The 13,871-nt window shown below is 57.5% G+C and carries 13 protein-coding genes; 3 read left to right on the plus strand and 10 right to left on the minus strand.

Annotated features, from left to right (window positions below; translation table 11 throughout):
• Positions 1-180: 180 nt before the first annotated feature.
• The 10 genes from ACLQ3M_RS11180 to yfbR all read right to left on the minus strand — a co-directional run bounded on the left by ACLQ3M_RS11180 (position 181) and on the right by yfbR (position 9,343).
• Positions 181-1,740: a ClC family H(+)/Cl(-) exchange transporter gene (locus ACLQ3M_RS11180; RefSeq protein ID WP_411677774.1), complete on the minus strand. Its 1,560-nt coding sequence runs from the start codon at positions 1,738-1,740 to the stop codon at positions 181-183.
• 190 nt (positions 1,741-1,930) lie between these two features.
• Positions 1,931-2,770 (minus strand): 16S rRNA (cytidine(1402)-2'-O)-methyltransferase, encoded by an 840-nt coding sequence (gene rsmI / locus ACLQ3M_RS11185; RefSeq protein WP_411677775.1) that lies wholly within the window; start codon positions 2,768-2,770, stop codon positions 1,931-1,933.
• The gene (locus ACLQ3M_RS11190; RefSeq protein WP_411677776.1) at positions 2,767-3,546 is read right to left on the minus strand and encodes a tRNA1(Val) (adenine(37)-N6)-methyltransferase; all 780 of its coding nucleotides are present in this window, start codon (positions 3,544-3,546) and stop codon (positions 2,767-2,769) included. The genes rsmI and ACLQ3M_RS11190 overlap by 4 nt, the downstream gene beginning before the upstream one ends.
• Before the next feature lie 91 nt (positions 3,547-3,637).
• Positions 3,638-3,811: a DUF362 domain-containing protein gene (locus ACLQ3M_RS11195; protein ID WP_411677777.1), complete on the minus strand. Its 174-nt coding sequence runs from the start codon at positions 3,809-3,811 to the stop codon at positions 3,638-3,640.
• A 69-nt stretch (positions 3,812-3,880) separates the two neighbouring features.
• Entirely contained in the window at positions 3,881-4,750 is an 870-nt protein-coding gene (locus ACLQ3M_RS11200) for a stage 0 sporulation family protein (protein WP_411677778.1), read from the minus strand.
• A 25-nt stretch (positions 4,751-4,775) separates the two neighbouring features.
• Entirely contained in the window at positions 4,776-5,651 is an 876-nt protein-coding gene (locus ACLQ3M_RS11205) for an ATP-binding protein (protein ID WP_411677779.1), read from the minus strand.
• Entirely contained in the window at positions 5,648-5,971 is a 324-nt protein-coding gene (locus ACLQ3M_RS11210) for a cyclic-di-AMP receptor (RefSeq protein WP_411677780.1), read from the minus strand. Before ACLQ3M_RS11210 ends, ACLQ3M_RS11205 begins: the two co-directional genes overlap by 4 nt.
• Positions 5,972-6,022: 51 nt before the next feature.
• The gene (locus ACLQ3M_RS11215; RefSeq protein ID WP_411677781.1) at positions 6,023-7,306 is read right to left on the minus strand and encodes an aminotransferase class I/II-fold pyridoxal phosphate-dependent enzyme; all 1,284 of its coding nucleotides are present in this window, start codon (positions 7,304-7,306) and stop codon (positions 6,023-6,025) included.
• A gap of 193 nt (positions 7,307-7,499) precedes the next feature.
• Positions 7,500-8,549 (minus strand): LCP family protein, encoded by a 1,050-nt coding sequence (locus ACLQ3M_RS11220; RefSeq protein ID WP_411677782.1) that lies wholly within the window; start codon positions 8,547-8,549, stop codon positions 7,500-7,502.
• A 176-nt stretch (positions 8,550-8,725) separates the two neighbouring features.
• Positions 8,726-9,343 carry a 5'-deoxynucleotidase gene (yfbR, locus tag ACLQ3M_RS11225; RefSeq protein WP_411677783.1) on the minus strand — a complete coding sequence of 206 codons (618 nt, stop codon included), beginning with the start codon at positions 9,341-9,343 and terminating at the stop codon, positions 8,726-8,728.
• Positions 9,344-9,461: 118 nt separating this feature from the next.
• Here yfbR and ACLQ3M_RS11230 point away from each other — a divergent pair, with 118 nt between their 5' ends.
• The 3 genes from ACLQ3M_RS11230 to ACLQ3M_RS11240 all read left to right on the plus strand — a co-directional run bounded on the left by ACLQ3M_RS11230 (position 9,462) and on the right by ACLQ3M_RS11240 (position 13,577).
• Positions 9,462-11,948 carry a YfhO family protein gene (locus ACLQ3M_RS11230; RefSeq protein ID WP_411677784.1) on the plus strand — a complete coding sequence of 829 codons (2,487 nt, stop codon included), beginning with the start codon at positions 9,462-9,464 and terminating at the stop codon, positions 11,946-11,948.
• Between the two features lie 8 nt (positions 11,949-11,956).
• Positions 11,957-12,901: a glycosyltransferase family 2 protein gene (locus tag ACLQ3M_RS11235; protein ID WP_411677785.1), complete on the plus strand. Its 945-nt coding sequence runs from the start codon at positions 11,957-11,959 to the stop codon at positions 12,899-12,901.
• A 439-nt stretch (positions 12,902-13,340) separates the two neighbouring features.
• Positions 13,341-13,577, plus strand: a complete 237-nt coding sequence (locus tag ACLQ3M_RS11240) for a hypothetical protein (protein ID WP_411677786.1) — start codon at positions 13,341-13,343, stop codon at positions 13,575-13,577.
• The last annotated feature ends 294 nt before the right edge of the window (positions 13,578-13,871 follow it).

Here is a 13,871-nt window from a genome sequence, read left to right on the forward strand (position 1 = left end):
GAAATTCACTTTTGAATACCGCAGGGATCCCGTAATTGTCATTACAACGATACCGCCGATTATAGCGTACACGGTCCAACACTCCACCAGAAGACGCGGACGCCCAGGCCGGGGCGTCCGCTTCTTCTTTTGCAACAATCCGATTCCTGGCGCGCAGATTACCCTGCGCGCCAGGACTGTTCAACAGCTTTCGTTTCTGCACAGACCGCGCACGCTGTCGCGAATGGCGGTTTCGTTTTCTTCCGTTGACAAAATGACGAGATAGTCCCCCGGCATAATCTGTGTGTCTCCGCGCGGCACCAGTTCTTTTTCGCCGCGGCGGACCCCAACGATCAGGGCGCCATTCGGCCATTCGATCTCGCTGATTTTCTTGCCCGCCACGTCACAGCCGAATTCGACGGGCAGTTCCAGAAGGCCGCCCTTTTTCTGCATGGGCAGTTCATCGTCCGTGTTTTCTACATAGCGTTCCAGCAGCGCTTCATAGATCGGCTCGATGTGCAGCAGGTCCGACAACAGCAGTGCCAAAAACGAGCAGGCCGCGACGGGCAGCATGTGCGTCAGGGAGCCGGCCATTTCAGCCGTGAGCAGAATGCTGGTGACGGGTGCTTTGACGGAAGCGGAAAGCGCGCCTGCCATGGCGCAGACAGCCAGATCGGAAATATACTCTGGCGGAAGTCCGACATGGGAGGCAAGAATGCCCACAATGCTGCCGGACAAAGTACCCACGGCGAGAATCGGCATGAAGATGCCGCCCGGAATGCCGCTGCCGAAGCTGGTGCTGGTGAACAAAAGCTTTACGACCAGGTAAACAACCAATATGGAAATTCCGCTTGTGGTGGTTTCCGCAAATTTAATCAGATCCTGTCCGCTGCCAAGCACCAGCGGGAAGAACATGCCGCACGGCAGAGCGATCAGCATCGCGATGCCGGGCCGGATCAGGTCGGGAAGCTTTCCGTACAGCGTCTGGAACCAGAGCAGGGATTTATTGATGAGCGAGCCGATTAACCCCGAAATCAGGCCGACGGGGATCAGCCAGTAGTAAAGGTGAATCGGGATTTCGGGGAACGCGGTAAAGCTTAAAACCGGCTGCAGACCAAAAAAATACTTGGAGACAAAGTCCGCCGTCAGGGAAGCGGTTGTCGCGGAAAGAAGAATCAGCGGGGAAAAGCTGCGGTGAACCTCTTCCAGCGCGAACACCATGCCGGAAAGGGGGGCGTTGAACGCCGCCGCAAGACCGGCCGCCGCACCGCCTGTAATCAGGTAGTTTTCTTCCAGCTTGCTTTTTCTCAGGTTGCGCGCGATCGCCTGTCCCCCCGCGGCGCCGATTTGAATGGACGGGCCCTCGCGCCCGAGCGACAGCCCGAAGAACGAGCTTGCGAACCCGGCGAGAAAACGAACGGCCAGAATGGTGTTCCATTTCATTTTCATGCCGAACAGAACGACGCCTTCCACCTGGGGAATACCGCTTCCGTTTGCCATCGGTTCCAGACGGATCAGCCATGCTACGAAAACACCGACCGCTCCCGCGCCGAGAACCCACGGAATGATGAACAGCGGATGAATTTTAAAATAAGCGTAAATCTTGATTGCCGTTTCGGTACCGTATTCGATTCCCATGCGGTAAAACACCGCAAGCAGTCCTGCGACGGCACCGGTCAGCAGACCCTTTGCCGCAAGGGTCCACTTGAGCTGGCTCAGGCTGGAAAGCGCTGTGTAGATTTTGGTCTTGTACTCTGACATTGTTTTGGAAGAACCCCCCTACATCATTTTGCGCATGCCCGGCAAAATGCGGGACAAACCGATTCAGCCGGAGAATTTCTGAGCAAGCCGCAATGCCGGCTGAATTCATTCTATTAATTATAAATGAATATTAGGGCGATTTAAGGCTTTTTAAAAATAATAAAGGAATAGTATGGGCATTCGTCGAACTTTATTCACGCGGTTCCCTTGTCAGTTCCCGGTAAAGTTCGTTTTTCCGGCGGCCTGTTTCTGCGGCGGCCTGTTTTGCTGCGGCTGCCGCGGAAAGGCCCTGCGCAAGGTAATCCCGGGCCAGCTCCAGCGCGTCCTGAGCGGAATATTCAACGGTCGCTTCTTCCGGCGCTCCCTCGATGACGAGGACGAATTCTCCCTTTGCCGTTTCATTCGCGTATCGGTCCGCAGCCTGAGAGAGCGTCGTGCGGATGACTTCCTCATGGATTTTCGTCAGCTCGCGCACCAGGGCGACGCGCCGGGCGCCGCCCCACGCTTTAACCATATCGGCGAGAGTGGAGGCGAGCTTGTGCGGCGCCTCGTAAAAAACCATGGTGCGCTTTTCCGCTTTGAGCTGTTCGAGATGTTCGCGCCGGCTTTTTTTGGCAACGCTGAGGAAGCCCTCAAAGGTAAAGCGCCCGGTCGGCAGGCCGGACACGGCGAGCGCCGACACGACGGCGCTGGGGCCGGGGACCACGAAAACCGGAATGCCGCGTTCGGCGCACTGCGCGACCAGCAGCTCGCCGGGGTCCGAAATCGCGGGCATACCCGCGTCGGTCACCAGCGCGCAGGTTTCTCCGGCCTCCATCCTGCCGCAGATGATGTCTCCCTTTTCGTATTTGTTGTGTTCAAAATACGAGATCATCGGCTTTTTGATTTCAAAGTGGTTCAGAAGCTTGACGGTGACGCGCGTATCCTCCGCCGCGATGAAATCCGCGCTTTCCAAAGCCTGCCGCGCGCGCGGTGAAAAATCGGAAAGGTTGCCGATCGGCGTCCCGACCACGATCAATTTTCCGCTCATCCTCTGCCCTCCTTGTAATCGCCGTAAATTTTCAGAATTTCTTCGGACCAGCCTCCCCGTTCCGATTCGATCAAAAGCGCGGGGTTCACAATCATTCCGGGCTTGCCGCCGCGGTTGGCCTGCAAAAGAAACAAAAACGGGGGTTTGTCCCCGCGCTGCTGCACAAAGCGCAGGCGCTTCGGCTCCAGTCCCGCCGCCCGCAGCGTCGTCATCGCGTCGCACAGGCGCTCGGGCCGAAGGCAGCAGAAAAAGCGGCCGCCCCAGCGCAGAAAGGCCGCGGCGGCGGCCGCAATGTCGGCAAAGCTGCACGCGACCTCATGCCTTGCGATGCGCTGCCCCTCCCGCGCGCTGGGAACGCCGGTTCCGTCCGGCTTGTAGGGAGGGTTGCAGGCGATCAGGTCAAGGCCGAGGGGGAGGGCGCGGTTTTGCCGGAGGGTCTTAATATCTTCCCGGATAATTTCGATTTGATGTTCCAGCCCGTTGAGGCGGACGGAGCGGCGCGCCAGACGGCAGGCCTCCTCCTGAAGCTCGACGGCGTACACGCGCCGGGGAGAGGAGCGCGCACACCACAAAAGGGGGATGACGCCGCAGCCCGTGCCGAAGTCCGCACAGGTTTCGCCGGGGCGGGGCATCGAATAGTCGGCGAGCAGGATCGTGTCGGTATTGAAGGTGTGATTTTTACCGGTTATCACGGTAAATCCGGCGGAAAGCGGTTCCAACTTTTCACCGGAGCCAAGCGGTTCCCCCGCGAAAGGGGGGATGACCCGGTTTTCCATGTTGTGCGGTCCTCCCTGAGGATAAAAATAGTATGCTTTGAAAAAGAAAAAAGGCGGTGCGCAGGCGCTCCGCCTTTTTATCTTGAGAAATTTAGTCTTCCGGCTTCGGAGCGCCCACGGGGCAAACGCCTGCGCAGGAACCGCACTCTGTGCATTTGTCGGGATCGATTACGAATTTGCCGTCGCCTTCCGAAATAGCTTCTACCGGGCATTCTGCCGCGCAAGCACCGCAGGAAATGCAATCATCACTGATAACATATGCCATGAAAGGATACACCTCCAATACTTTTATAGGATTATTGTAACATAAAAACGCGAAATTGCAACTGTAAATTTAATTCCCCTCCAGGGTTCGAAGCTGCTCCAGCTCTTCCCGACTGACGGAATTCCGGCCGGTCTTCAGAACCCGGACCTCTTTCGCGCGGAAATTCTGCATCGGCGCGTCGGAGGCGGAATCCAGACGGACATAGACGGTTTCGGTCAGCAGGTTGTTGTCCGTCACGACCCCGCGGCCCTTCGGCGTCATAACGACGGAATTGACGCCGGGCACGCTGCGGAGAAGCTCCCCGTAGGTCTCCTGTTCATATTTCAGGCAGCACATCAGCCTGCCGCAGATTCCGGAAATTTTGACCGGGTTCAGGGACAGGCCCTGCTCCTTTGCCATTTTGATGGAAACGGGCTGAAACCCGCCGAGGAAGGTCGAACAGCAGAACGGCTTGCCGCAGATTCCGAGGCCGCCGAGCATCTTCGCCTCGTCCCTCACGCCGATCTGCCGCAGTTCAATGCGGGTGCGGAACACGGAGGCCAGGTCCTTAACCAGCTCGCGGAAATCCACGCGGCCGTCCGCCGTGAAATAGAACAGAATTTTGGAATTGTCGAAGGTGTATTCTACGTCCACCAGCTTCATTTCCAGCTTATGGGCGGCGATTTTCTTCAGGCAGATTCCAAACGCCGTTTTTTCCTTCTTTTTGTTTTCCCCGACCTTTTTCAGGTCCTCCTCCGTCGCGACGCGGATCAGCTGGCGCAGGGGCTGCACAAGCTCCTCGTCGCTGATCTGGCGGTTTTCCATGGCGATCTCGCCGCATTCCACGCCGCGGGAGGTTTCAACGATCACCTTGTCGCCTTTTTTCAGGACGTTGCCGGCGGGGTTAAAATAGTACACCTTGCCGACATTTTTAAACCGGACGCCAATTACTTCAGCCATAGGGTCCTCCTTTCATCACTGTGTCTTATGATTTTCCGGCCGCTTCCCTCAGCCCCGCGCAGTATGCGGTGACCAGAAGCGCCGTGTTTGCGTTTCGTTCCAAAGCGCGCTGGGCGCGCGCGGTTTCCTCCACGAGGAGCATCAGGCTTTTGCGGGTCAGCTTGGACGCGAGGTACGCCGGAGCGTCCCTTTCGCCGGACAGGCAGGATTCTCCCCCCGCGCGCAGAACGGCCGCGTCGCGGAACAGAAGAAAGAGCTGCGCCAGAACCGTGCGCAGGCGGTCCTTGTCCCTAATGAGGGGCGCCGTGCCGAAAAGAAGCTCCGCCTCGCCCGGCGCGGCGACCGCGCGCGCAATTTTTGTGGCTTCTTCCAGGCCCTCCCCGCTCGGCGTGCCGTCGTCCAGTGTAAAAATCTGGACGCGCGAGCGGATGGTCGGCAGCAGCGCGGAGGAACTGACCGCGGTGAGCAGAAACCACACGTTTTGCGGCGGTTCCTCCAGAACCTTTAACAGCGCGTTCTGGGAAGGCTCCGACATATTGTGAACGCCCAGCAGGCGGTAAACCTTGCGGGGCGCTTCATTCGGCCTGACGTAGGCGCCGGAGCGGATTTCCCGCACGGCGTCCACAGGGAAGGCTCGCGGGTTGGCATCGCCGTCCAGCGTGACAATGTCGGGGTGGGAGCCGGCCGCAGCCTTGACGCAGCCGGAGCAGCGCCCGCAGGGCGGCCCGTCTTCCGACAGGCAGACCGCCGCCTTTGCCAGGATGCCGGAAAGCGCGGCGGTTCCGCTGCCGGGCGAACCCTCCAGAAGGATCGCGTGGGGAAACCGCCCCTCGTCAAAGGCGAGGGACAGGCTCTTTTTTAACTCCGGATTTCCCGGAAAATCCTCAAAATTTAAACTCATACTTTCTCGAAACGGTCCACGTCCATAACAAAAATTGTGGAGCCGCCGACGGTTACCTCCACCGGGAATGCGGAATAAACGCCGATATCCATGGTGGTGGTACTCGGGACAAGCTGAGTGCGTCGCCGGCTCTGGCCCGCGATGATGGAGATGACCTGATCGACCTTATCGTCCTCCGTTCCGACGATGAAAGTCGTATTGCCCTTTTTTAAAAATCCGCCCGTTGTCGCGAGCTTGGTGACGGAAAAGCCCTCCTTGGTCAGGGCGGCCGAAACCATGCCGCCGTCGTCGTTGCCGACAATCGCCAATACCAGCTTCATTTGTATCCCTCCGTTTCACGATATCGGTAGATTTGATTTTTATATTCAATCTTATTTTAACACTTTTATTTCTAAAAAGCCATACCCGCGCAGAAACTCGGCGGTTTCTTTTGCGATCCGTTCCCCCGGCATCACGGCGGGAATGCCGGGCGGGCAGGGGCAGGCGATCTGAGCGGCAATTTCGCCGACCGCCCGTTCCAGCGGGACGGTCCGGCTTTCCGCGAGCAAAGCCTCCCGCAGGGGAACGCAGGCGGGGGAAAACGGCGGCATTTCGGGAACTTCCGGCAGCGCTTCCGCGGCGGGGAGCGAACGGACGGCCCGCTCAAGCCGCTGAAAATCCTCTTCGGTATTAAACGGCGTCGCAATTAGGACAACAAAGGAGCGGTCCGCATATTCCGGCTCGATTCCGGCAGCCCGGAACACCTCGGCCGCCCGTGTTCCGGTCAACCCGATCTTTGCCGTTTCCAGAGTCAGCCGCGTCGGGTCGGCGGGGCCCGACGGAGACGGAATCCCGCGTGAAAGGGCCAGGCGCCGCACCCGCTGCGCGCGTTCCTGCAAAAGGGGAAACGCGCCGGAGTGCGTTTCCAGCCATTCGCGGCACAGGTCAAGCGAAGCCAGAACCGGAAAAGAGGGGCTGGTGGAGCCGAAGAGCGCCATCGCGTCCTTCGCGCCCGCCGAAAACCGGCTGTCGCCGATCTGGAGCCACGCTCCGCCGGTCAGGACCCCAAGCGTCTTGTGGGCGGAGTCCGCGGTCATGGATGCGCCGAGAAGAAGCGGGTGCAGCTTCGGCTCGGTAAACATCAGGTGCGCCCCGTGCGCGTTATCGACCAGAAGCGGGATTCCCTTTTTCCGGCACGCGGCGGCGATTGCGGGAATGTCGAGCAGGCGCCCGTAATAGTCGGGGCTTGTGACATAGACGGCTTTCGCTTCTTCACAGGCGCCGACGGCCGGAATCAGCTCCTCCGGCATGGCCCAGACCGGCTCGATGCCGAGCAGGGCCATCGCGCCGACCGCGCTGCGGTGAACCTTGCGGCAGCAGACGACCTTTCCGCCGTTCGGCGCGGCAAGGCGGAACATCGCCTGCACGCACAGCGTGCAGCCTCCGCCGGAAAGGCAGGTTCGCGCCGTGCCGAACAGCTTGGCGGCAAGCGCTTCCGCCTGTTCAATCGGCCCGCCGCCGTCGTACAGGCTGCCGGTGTCCGGAAGCTCGGTCAGGTCAAGCTGAAACAGGCCGCCCGGCAGGGCGGCAGGGCTGCTTTTGTGCCCGGGGGTGTGAAACGGGGCGCGACCGAGGGCGGCATGGTTTTTCAGCGCGGAATAGAGCGGAGCGGACATGGGCGCGTCCTCCTTTCAAAATAGAGCCGCGCAAACCATTCGGTCTGACGCGGCTCCGAGTTATACGGCCGAAAACTAAGATTGTTGATTGATCCGCCGTGCGGAAGGGCAAAAATCGTTTGCTTTGCCGAACGGGACGGGATTGGAGAATCCAAAGGCGTTAACGGCACAGCCGCGAAAAAGCGAATGGCGCTCAGCCCGCGTTCTGGTAGGTTTTGCTGGGAATGTCGTTTTCAAAAATAAACTTCGCGACGTCCTCTTTGCATTTGTCCAGCTTTGGAACCAGCACGTCCGCACCCGTTCCGCCGAGCTTAACGGTCTCGGAGGTGTACTCATTATTCCCCGGAATCCGGTCCTGACTGATCGGGTAATTGAGGTAAGTCAGGGAATTGGAGGCCATGGAGAGGATTTCCGCTTTTGCCATGTTGGTGGTGACAAGGCCGAGCGTGTCGGCCAGGGCGCTGTAAATCGTCGGCAGGCTGGAACCCTTCAGGGAATCCACAATGCTGGAAAAGACCTTGCGCTGCCGCTCGGTGCGCTCGAAGTCGTCGCCGATGGCGCGGATGCGCGAGTAGTAATGCGCCTGCGCGCCGGAAAGCGTAAATGTACCGGCGGTCAGGTTGCGCCGGGGATCGCCGGAATACTGGTTGACCAGCTTTGCCTCCGCCGCGGTCAGCGTGACTTTCACGCCGCCGAGCCGGTCGATGATTTTGTTAAAGGCAGCATTGTCGATAATCACATAGCGGTCGATATCGACGCCGAAATTCGATTCCAGAGTTCGGACGACTGATTGAGCGCCCTTGATTTTGCCGCCGGCAAGGCTGTACGCCGCGTTCAACCGGTTATTCCCGATGCCCGGAATCGCGACGTAAAGGTCGCGCATAAACGAGGTCAGTTTGATTTTTTTATGCCGCGTATCGACCGAAACCAGCATCATGCTGTCGCTGCGTCCCGTGTCGTTTGCCTGGTAATCGTCCACGCCGAGCAGCAGGATGTTTGTAATGGCGTCGTCGTGGTACAATCCGCCCAGAACGCCCGCTTTGGCGTTGTCGGCCTCGCCGCCCGATTCGTTTTCAAACAGGGACCCGGTTGCCTGGGAGCTTTCCTCCCCCTGAGGTTCCGCGTAATTGATGCGGTTCAGCAGGCTGTCCGCATAAACGCAGCCGATTCCCGCCGTCAGCATGAGCAAACTCAAAATCAAGATTGAGACATTTCGAAGCGTATGCCTTTTTTTTCCTATCATTTCATCGATCCCTTCATTTTCCCGTTTATTCAAAGTCGCTCAATTCAAAAATGATGGTTTTTGGGCCGCATTTCGCCGTATGGCGCGAAAAACCCTTAACCGTAATAGTATAAAGAAAAGGCGGCGCCATATAATTACTGAAAGAAAATAAAAAACTTAATTTCTGGAAGAATTGGTTATTTCTGCTCGTCCAGAGTCAGGCTGAAAGAGGGCAGGAATTCTGCCATAAAGCAGTCGGCCTCCGGCAGGCCCAGCGACGCGATCGCGGCACGCAGGGCGGCTTCTGCGCTGGAAAATTCCATGTTCCCCATTCTTTTTTCCTCCACGCACTTAATGACCGCTGAAATTTTGTCGGCGGCGTGAACCAGCGGCAGCAGGTCGCGGTCTTCAGAGGATTCGGCTGCGCCGAGGAGCGGGCGGTAGGAGTCCCGCAGGTCTTCCGGAAGGAACCCGAGCAGACGGTCGCGCGCGACCGTCTCCACTTCCCGGTAGGCGGAGCGGATTTTCGGGCTGAAGTATTTGACGGGCGTCGGCATGTCGCCCGTAATGATCTCCGTGGAATCGTGAAACAGCGCCAGCGCGGCGGCGCGGCCCGGGTCGGCGCCGCCGCCGAAGCGGGTGTTCCGTAAAACGGCGAGCGCGTGCGCGATTACGGCGGTTTCAAAGCTGTGCTCGCACAGGTTTTCCTGCCGGGTGTTTCGCATCAGACCCCATCGGTTGATGTTTTTCATCCGGGATAAAACGGCGAAAAAATGGAACACGGTCATCCTCCCTTTTCCATACTCTAATATCATACCGTTTTTTCTCACATTTTCAATACAAAAAATTCATAGTTTCAACAGGAATCTTCCTTGCTTCATCAACTCGTTGTGTTATAATATGGAACGACATCGGTACTTGGGAGGCGGAGCAGTGGTTAAAATTCACAGCCTGAGGGGAAACGGGACAAGGGAGTATTTTTTCAAGGCGTTTTTTTACGGACTTGCCGTTTCTTTTCTTTTTTTCATTCCATTTATCCTGTTTGACAACGGCTATTTTCTTTTTTACGGCGATTATAACGTTCAGCAGGTTCCTTTTTATCAGATGTGCCATGACGCGGTCAGAAGCGGCAGCATCGGGTGGAGCTGGACGACCGACCTGGGAGCCAATTTTATCGGTTCCTACACGTTTTATCTTCTGGGGAGCCCGTTTTTCTGGCTGACGATTCCGTTTCCAAGCTGGATGGTGCCGCATCTGATGGGCCCGCTGCTGATGCTGAAATTCGGCTGCGCGAGCCTCACGGCGTTCAATTACCTGCGCCGCTATGTCCGCGACCCGGATTATGCCGTGGCGGGCGGAATGCTGTACGCGTTTTCGGGCTTTTCCATCTACAATATTTTCTTCAACCATTTTCACGAGGCGATTGTCTTTTTCCCGCTGATGCTCTGGGCGCTGGACGAATACATGTACAAGCGCCGCCGCGGGATTTTCGCGCTCTCCGTATTTTTGTGCGCGATGGTCAACTGGTACTTCTTTGTGGGACAGGTTGTGTTTGTCCTTCTTTACTGGTTTGTCCGGCTGCTGAGCAAAAACTGGACGCTTTCGGTGCGCGACTTTCTGCTCCTTGCGTGCGAATCGGTCATCGGCGTGCTGTGCGCGTCGGCCCTTCTGGTGCCCACCGTCCTCGCGGCGGTGCAGAATCCGCGCGTAAACAATCCGCCCTCCGGCTGGGGAACGCTTCTGTACGACTGGAACCAGCGGTATCTTCACATTCTGGAATGCTTCTTCTTCCCGCCGGATATTCCCGCCAGGCCGAATTTTACCCCGAACTCGGAGGCGAAATGGGCTTCGCTGGGCGCGTGGTTCCCGCTGCTGGGCATGACGGGCGTGTTCGCGTTTGTGCAGGCCAGAAAAAAGCACTGGGTGAAAACGCTCGTCTGCATCCTGTTTTTCATGGCGTTCGTCCCGATTCTGAACGCGGCGTTCCAGCTGTTTAACATGTCGTATTACGCGCGGTGGTTTTACATGCTGACGCTGATGCTGGCGCTGGCGACCGTGCTCGCGCTGCAGGACCGGCGGTCCGACTGGCCGCGGGCGATTAAATGGACGCTGGGCGTCACGCTTGGAATCGCGCTGCCGATCGGCCTGATGCCGAACAAGACCTCGGGCGGAAAGACCGTGTTCGGGCTGGAGGATTACCCGACCCGTTTCTGGCCCTATGTGGCCGTCGCGCTGTTAAGCCTTGCGCTGCTGACGCTCTCTTTCCGGCTTTACCGCCGCGACAAAAAGCAGTTTATCCACTACGTGATGGGCGGCATTTCGCTGATTACCGTTGTTTACGCGGCCTATTTCATCGCGCTCGGCAAAACGCAGAGCGACGACACACACAAGTGGATTATCCCGTATTCGCTGAACAAGGGGGCGCAGATCGATCTGCCGGATTCCGACCGGTTCAGCCGAATCGATATTTTCGACGGCATGGACAACCAGGCCATGTACTGGCAGAAGCCGACGATTCAGGCCTTTCACAGCATCGTGCCCGGTTCCATCATGGAGTTTTACCCCAGCATCGGCGTTCAGCGCGACGTCGGCTCCCGCCCGGAGGTGAAATACTACGGGCTCAGGGGCCTGACCAGCTGCGAATGGCTGTTCGACCCCGTCGATTCCGGGAAAAAGTTTACCGGTGAGGACGGGATTCCCGCGATGCCGGGCTGGAGCTATTACGCGACGCAGAACGGGTGCGACGTTTACCGGAACGATTATTTTATCCCGATGGGCTTTAGTTATGACAGCTATGTGACCCGGAGCGAATACAACGCCCTCGCCGAGGAGGACCGCAACCTGCTGCTGCTCAAAGCCGTGGTGCTGGAGGACGCGGATGTCGGCAAAGAGGCGCGGGGTCTGAATCATCTGGACCCGGAGTCCCGGGATTATTCGCAGGACGCCTATTTTAAGGACTGCACCGACCGGGCGGCGGAGTCGGCGTCCTCGTTCACGACGGACAGCGGCGGATTTTCGGCACAGGATACGTCGGATCAAAGCCGCCTGGTGTTTTTCAGCGTTCCGTGGGAAGGCGGCTGGAGCGCCGAAGTAAACGGCAAGCCCGCGGAGATTGTTAAAGTGAACGTTGGATTTATGGCCGTGCGGGTTCCGGCGGGAACCTCGCGGATCCGTTTTAATTACAAAACGCCCGGTCTTGCGATGGGCGCCGCCGCGACGGGCGGAGGAGTCCTTCTGTTTGTGTTCTATTACCTTATCACCCGGCGGTATGACCGCGGACAGCGCAGGAAGAGGAAAATTTACCGGGTGGTAAAGCTCCGGCTCCCGAAATTTTCAAACGTGCCGGAGGGAATTCGCCCGGCCGGGCCGAATGGGCCTAACCCGAAACCAGAAGACGAAATTCATGAGACGCAAAGGTAGGTTTAACGATGTCTGTACCGGTAGTATATTTTGTGATTCCCTGTTATAACGAGGAACAGGTTTTACCGGAAACGGTAAAACGGCTGACGGAAAAACTGCACGCTATGATTTCCGCCGGGCTGGCGGACCCGAAGAGCCGGATGCTCTTTGTGGATGACGGCAGCCGGGACGGAACCTGGCGGATGATTTCCGAATTCTGCGACGCCAATAAGCTGGTCAGCGGGATTAAGCTGGCGCACAACCGCGGGCACCAGAACGCGCTGCTGGCCGGCCTGATGACGGCGCGGGAATTCGCGGACTGCGCGGTCAGCCTGGACGCGGACTTACAGGACGATGTGGATGTTCTGGACGAATTCGTCAAAAAATATCTGGAAGGCTGCGACGTGGTTTACGGCGTGAGGAACAAGCGCGATACCGACACGGCCTTTAAGCGGATGACCGCTCTCGGCTTTTACCGCTTTATGGCGGTGCTGGGCGTTGACGTGGTTTACAACCACGCGGATTACCGCCTGATGAGCCGCCGCACGCTCGACGCGCTTTCGGAGTACCGCGAGGTCAACCTGTTCCTGCGGGGGCTGGTGCCGCTCATCGGGTATCGCAGCGCGGTCGTCACCTATGACCGGCACGAGCGGTTCGCGGGCGAGTCGAAATATCCGCTCAAAAAGATGCTGGCGTTCGCGGTGGACGGAATCACGTCGTTCAGCGTGAAACCCCTGAAGCTGATTTTTGATCTCGGCGTTCTGGTCAGCCTGATCGGATTTGTCGGCACGGTCTGGGCGGGGATCGCTCATTTTGCCGCCGGCTGGGCCGGCTGGCTTGCGGCGTTCTGGTCGCTGTGGCTGCTCGGCGGCCTCATTCTGCTCGGCATGGGCGTTGTAGGCACTTATCTCGGCAAAATCTACGCGGAGGTCAAGGCAAGGCCGCGGTATAAGATCGAAGAATTCAAAAAATGACCCTCCGGTCGGGACGGAGGGTCGGAACTCCCAAAGGCTGAAACCGTGAACGCCATAGGCACGCCCCGTCCGGACGGAACGGCATAAAAAATCAGGAGCAAAGCGCCCGCCGAACGGGCGCTTTGCTCCCTTTTGCCGGCAAAAACGCTCCGCGCGCGCCGGGTATGGTAGGGGTTGCATTACTTTTTCCACAGTTCTTTTCACAAACATCGGTTTTGCCGGCGGGGAACATGCCGCCGCGTGCCTGCCGAGGAGTTCACCCTTTGCGAGGCGAGGCGGACGTTACCCGCAAGAAAACAAAAAGCACCGGTACGGAAAATGGTAATTCCATACACCGGCGCGCGCGCAATCAGATTGTGGACCATTTTTCTTCCCTCTGTACAAAAACGGAAAAAGGAAGTATAATGGTTTCTGCAATGCGCGGTGAATTCCGTGGTATATGGAGGCTGGTGCTCCGTATGCAGGGGATGGGGTGTTTGCCCACTCCATTCCTGCATTGCGCTTTTTATTTGCCTTGCATTCTCATTATAATCCTTTATTTTCCAAAATTCAACTAAATATTTTTATCGTATTGAAGCGGCGGAGGTTCGCCGCTTTTTTTTCTTTTACTTTCTTTAATAATTTATTTCAGCCGCAGCACGGCGCTATTTTATTATTGGGGCAGAGTGCCCCTTAACCCAAAATATTTCTATTAATTTACACTGTCCTCAGGCCGGACGGGCCCCGAGGAAGGTACCTAACCGTCCCCCCTACACCCCCGGCACCTGTCAAGGGGCCCGCTCCAATTCTCCAGTGTAGTGCTTTTCCTTGACGGTCCCATTCTTTCCCTGCGTGCTTAGTTAAAAAGCGTACAGGGAATCGATAGATTGAAAGCAATCTTTTTCAAAGCTGAGTGATATATTTAAGTAATCTTGAGTCAAGGCAAGCTAATGACTTACAGTTTCCCTCTCAAAAAGCAGTGGCTTTTCTC

It is taken from the genome of Caproicibacter sp. (assembly GCF_046707225.1).
Classification (GTDB): domain Bacteria; phylum Bacillota; class Clostridia; order Oscillospirales; family Acutalibacteraceae; genus Caproicibacter.